Below are 3,349 nucleotides of genomic sequence, written 5' to 3'. Positions count from 1 at the left end.
CGCTCTGGAGCGTTTGATCATGGGTGTGAATGCGCATGCACGCTCAGAATTTGCACTGGAATACACAATGGGTTATATGCAGGAGCGGGAAGCTTTTGGACGTTCGCTGGATAAATTTCAGGCTTTGAGACATACCATTGCTGAAATGGTGAGTGAAGTTGAGGTGATCAAAGAATTTAACTATGCCACGACTCAACGTTTGAATGATGGAGAATATGTAGTAAAAGAGGCTAGTATGTCTAAACTGCTTGCGACTAAAATTTCAGATGAGGTAATGTATAAATGCTTGCAAATGCTAGGTGGATATGGATATATGGAAGATTACCCAATGGCAAGAATGTTCCGTGACAGTAGGTTGGGACCAATTGGCGGTGGAACTTCTGAAATTCTAAAAGAGATTATCGCAAAAATGGTAATTGATAAGAAGGAATACAAGCCTGCAGCTAAATAGCATTTTTGCGAAAATTCATTTTTCGCGCAAAAATGGTAATTGATAAGAAGGAATACAAGCCTGCAGCCAAATAGCATTTTTGCGAAAATTCATTTTTCGCGCAACAATGGTGATCGATATGAAAGAAACAAGCCTGCAGCTAAATAGCATTCTTGTGAAAATTCATTGTTCGTCCGAAAATCGTAATAGAAAAGAAGAATTATAAGCCAGCTGCTAAGTAGGCGAATTACTGAAATATAGGAAAATAGCCCTGGAATTTCCGGGGCTATTTTATTAAACTCTTATGAAAGGTTCTCCTGATCTTCTCTCCGTCAATAAAAAATTCACTGGCTTCTTTATCTGTATAAAATTGAGAAGTTAGCGATTCATTAAGTGCGACTTCCTCTTCAGTAGCCCCCTGATCAATCTTCTGGAGAACACTTTCCCTGATGCTTTTCAGCATAGCCAAATAGTTTGAATAATCCTTATAGGTTGCCAGGTTACCATGCCCGGGAATTATTTGTGTGTTCTCATTGATGATGGACAAGCCCTTTTCCGCAGCTTCAATATCACCATCTACACTACCGCCACTACTTAAATCTATATAAGGAAACATTCCGTTGAAGAAAGTGTCACCAGTGTGCAATACATTGCTTTGTGGTAGGTATACAAGCGCATCACCATCTGTATGCGCATTATGAACATGCAATACCATTACATCATTTGAATTTATATGCAGATTTAACTGGTCATTAAAAGTAATGACTGGGATTCCTGCAGTACTGTCTGTCGCCTTTTCTTTTAATCGGTCTCGCACATTTTGATGCGCCAGAATTAGAGCTCCCTGATTATCAAAAATTTCATTTCCTCCGGTATGATCGCCATGATGATGTGTGTTCACCAGGAATCGAACAGGCTGTTTACTAATTTTGGCAATAGCTGCGATCAATTTGTCTGAAAGGGCAGCGAATTGATCATCTATCATGAATACTCCATCAGACCCTGTAAGAATCCCAATATTACCGCCTGCACCTCGTAAAAGATATACCTCTTGGGTAATTTGTTGGGTTTTAATTTCCACCTGTTCCATATTCTGGAATGCAAAACTGCTGAAACTGTAGGCAAAGGCAAATACTATTGATACTGTAAGTTTTCTCATGTTATAATTCATTATTCAGGGAAGTTAGGTAAATTAGGCTTAGGTCATATTCATATGGAAATAAATCGCTAAATCATTGGAGGATATAATAATTGAATTATCTTTGCAGCCGATTCCAAAAGAGAGGAGGTTATGACACTATGTTAATTATACCAGTTAAAGACGGAGAAAATATAGATAGAGCTCTTAAGCGTTTCAAGCGAAAGTTCGACAAGACAGGAACTATGCGCCAGCTAAGAAGCCGCCAGCATTTTACGAAGCCATCTGTAGAGCGTAGAGCTCAGATTCAAAAAGCGGAGTACATCCAGCATTTGAGAGACGCAGAAGATATCTAGAGATATCCAGGCTTTTGCAAAGCTTAAAAATTATAAGAACTGTTGCTAGTTTAAAGTTCACTAACTTTGACTATCAACAGTTTTTTTATGCCTTTTAAATCTTTTCTTGAGTATCTTCAGTTAGAAAAAAATTATGCCGAAACTACGATCAGGGCATATAGGGCAGATCTTACACAATTTCAGAAATTTATCAACCAGGAATTTTCCGAAGATAAGATTGAGAAAATAGCATACAACCAGATTCGAAACTGGATTGTGGAACTTTCAAATTCTGGTATTTCAAACCAGAGTATCAATCGCAAAATGTCTTCTCTCAAAGCCTACTATAAATTTCTTCTGAAAACTTCGGCGATAGAAAGTTCTCCACTCGCAAAACATCGATCTTTAAAAGCTTCGAAGAAAATCCAGGTTCCGTTCTCTGAAAAAGAAGTGGTCGCTGTACTGGAAGATTTTAATGATGATACTTTTGAAGGGCTGCGAGATAAATTGATAATCGAGCTATTTTACTCTACAGGTATAAGAAGGGCAGAATTGATCAACATAAAAGAGCAGGATCTTGATTTAGGGAGTAATATGCTAAAAGTCCTGGGAAAAAGAAATAAGGAGCGATATATACCGTTATTGCAACAGGTGGTTCACACGGCAGAACGATATTTGACAATCAAGCGCTCAAGCCCATTACTGCGAGATTGTCCTTACTTGTTCGTTACGGCGAAAGGACACAAAAGCTACGAAAGCCTTGTTTATAGAATTATAAATAATTATTTTAGTAAGGTGTCTGGTAAGGTAAAGAAGAGTCCGCATATACTGCGTCACACTTTTGCCACGCATTTATTGAACCAGGGAGCAAATATGAATGCTGTAAAAGAATTGCTGGGACATTCAAGTCTGGCATCTACGCAAGTTTACACGCATAATAGTATTGCTGAATTGAGTAAGATTCATAAGAGTGCTCATCCCAGGAACAATAATAACTAACCGCTCTTTATTTGTTTAATTAAATTCAACCTGATTATGAAAATGAATCTGCAGTCTGTGAACTTTAATGCTGATCCAAAGCTAATTGACTTCACTCAGAAAAAACTAGATAAACTGGAAAATTATTTTGATAAAATTATCCATGCGGATGTGTTTTTTAAAGTTGAAAATACCAGTGGTAAGGATAACAAAATAACTGAAATCTTATTGAGTATTCCAGGGGGTGAGCTCATGGTTAAAAAGACCTGTAATAAATTCGAAGCCTGTGTGGATGAATGTGTTAGTTCATTACAAAGGCAGCTCATCAAGAAAAAAGAAAAAATGAGTACTCATGTTTAGGAGATTTTTTTTCTAATAATGTTTTGATAAAGAAATAATTTATATACATTTGCAGTCCGTTAGAAATAGCGGACTTTTTTATGCGGAATTTTAAGCATAAAAGGCCGA

5 protein-coding genes are annotated in these 3,349 nt (G+C 37.2%); 4 read left to right on the top strand and 1 reads right to left on the bottom strand.

Annotated elements, in window-relative coordinates; genetic code table 11:
- Positions 1-451 (top strand): acyl-CoA dehydrogenase family protein (locus ACNI3T_RS03055; RefSeq protein WP_418226575.1); only part of this gene is annotated, 451 nt, incomplete at its 5' end.
- 265 nt (positions 452-716) lie between these two features.
- Here ACNI3T_RS03055 and ACNI3T_RS03050 read toward each other — a convergent pair.
- Positions 717-1,589 (bottom strand): MBL fold metallo-hydrolase, encoded by an 873-nt coding sequence (locus ACNI3T_RS03050; protein ID WP_418226574.1) that lies wholly within the window; start codon positions 1,587-1,589, stop codon positions 717-719.
- A 140-nt stretch (positions 1,590-1,729) separates the two neighbouring features.
- Here ACNI3T_RS03050 and rpsU point away from each other — a divergent pair, with 140 nt between their 5' ends.
- From rpsU to hpf, 3 genes are all read left to right on the top strand, one after another.
- Positions 1,730-1,924, top strand: coding sequence for a 30S ribosomal protein S21 (gene rpsU / locus ACNI3T_RS03045; protein ID WP_026915408.1), 195 nt, complete (start codon positions 1,730-1,732; stop codon positions 1,922-1,924).
- An 87-nt stretch (positions 1,925-2,011) separates the two neighbouring features.
- Positions 2,012-2,902, top strand: coding sequence for a tyrosine-type recombinase/integrase (locus tag ACNI3T_RS03040; RefSeq protein ID WP_418226573.1), 891 nt, complete (start codon positions 2,012-2,014; stop codon positions 2,900-2,902).
- Between the two features lie 36 nt (positions 2,903-2,938).
- A complete protein-coding gene (gene hpf, locus ACNI3T_RS03035) occupies positions 2,939-3,241 on the top strand; it encodes a ribosome hibernation-promoting factor, HPF/YfiA family (RefSeq protein WP_141877086.1) in 303 nt (100 codons plus the stop codon).
- The last annotated feature ends 108 nt before the right edge of the window (positions 3,242-3,349 follow it).

It is taken from the genome of Christiangramia qingdaonensis (genome assembly GCF_048381525.1).
In the GTDB taxonomy this organism is placed as follows: domain Bacteria; phylum Bacteroidota; class Bacteroidia; order Flavobacteriales; family Flavobacteriaceae; genus Christiangramia.
This window is presented reverse-complemented; position numbering and strand designations above follow the sequence as displayed.